1 pseudogene is annotated in these 1,450 nt (G+C 31.7%); it reads left to right on the forward strand.

Going from position 1 to position 1,450, the window contains the following annotated elements:
- Positions 1-1,326: 1,326 nt before the first annotated feature.
- A pseudogene (locus GNY06_RS15410) lies at positions 1,327-1,450 on the forward strand (IS982 family transposase); the annotation flags it as partial.

Raw genomic sequence — 1,450 nt, forward strand, 5'->3', positions numbered from 1 at the left:
GTCTTCAACTTTTGAGGTCTTTGCATCATTTTTACAGGAGGCCAATAATATTCCTACAAAAAAAAGCACCATTGTTTTTCTGCTAAATTTCATCATAAGTCAATTTAAAATTAGATAATACAGACCGAGTCTAAAGCTTCAAAGGAGAGTTAATATTCTATTAATGAAGACTCAACGAACTGCAATTACTCAAATCTACAAAAAATAAATAAAACCAATATTTTATTTAGGGCGTTTATCTATTCACTTCTAAATCTAAGTGAAATACGTATTATATTTAAGGGGGAATTAAGGGGGAAGGTATTGTTAATGAAATCACATCAATAGAATAAAATAGCATGGACACTTTACCTAAAAATATAAATGAGTGTAGGTTCATTCACTCCAGTATGATTTATCTTCTAATTTTTCAGTTTTTCATACCATTGCTTAGTCTCTTTATAACCAAAAGGGTTCTGGCTGTAATTGCCGGTGATCACCTGTCTGGTGGCTAGGAGTGAGGGCTTAGCGGATAGCTTGTTTTTTTTTATTGAATGAAAACTTTGGAATCCAGCGGATGCATTGTAATCTGAGCCCTAATTTTTTAACTTACACACCTCGCGGGCTAGAGTCGTTATTTATTTATTTGTTTCATCAAAAATACTTTCGCTTAGTTTTTGTAAGTCAATCATATTTATAATACAGTATATTATACTATAAAAAAAGTAGGTGTAATCCTCCCTTGTTTAGTAACACTCAAAAGTAGAATTTTTTGTTAATATTTCTGTTGTTGTAGTCGTTCGTTTTAAAGAAACATTAAAATAATCCTTCTGCGACATTTCCTACAAAACTAGCGACACCTTCTACATTTTTTTAGGAACTGGAATATTTCCATCTTTATCTAGTTGAAGGTAATTTGTGGTGTTGTGATTGATTATAATCTTTGCTTTTGAACTCTGACGTGAAGAAATGTCCCCCTCGCGCATTTAGCCATAACCTTTCCTCATGTGTGAAATCTACGAGCTCTAAACCTGTAAATCTACCATATATTTCCCAAACCTCTTTTAAGTGACTGATTAATTATGTCATTGCTTAAATGTGCACGTGTATTCGCTTTGTTAGGATTTATCAAATCGCCCCTTCTAATGAATCTACAAGCCTCTCATACGTGGTATACTACAAGTCCTAGAATCCAGCTTTCTAAATCATCTTTAAATAATACTTTTTTAACCTGTTGTGCATTTAGAGAATATACTGGAAAAAGATTGTTCATTTGATTGAAAAACCGTATATTTAATTGGATATCAATTGATTAAATACATGAACAATCTTATTCAAAATTAAGAAATTATTTTAAGAGAATTGACAAAAATCTGCAGTCATATCAAAACTACTAAGAAAATAAGAGTTCCAAAACTCTCTGATTTGGAACTTGTTGCACTCAATATCACTGCGGAATATAGGTCTATAA

Source organism: Elizabethkingia argenteiflava, assembly GCF_009904105.1.
GTDB lineage: Bacteria > Bacteroidota > Bacteroidia > Flavobacteriales > Weeksellaceae > Elizabethkingia > Elizabethkingia argenteiflava.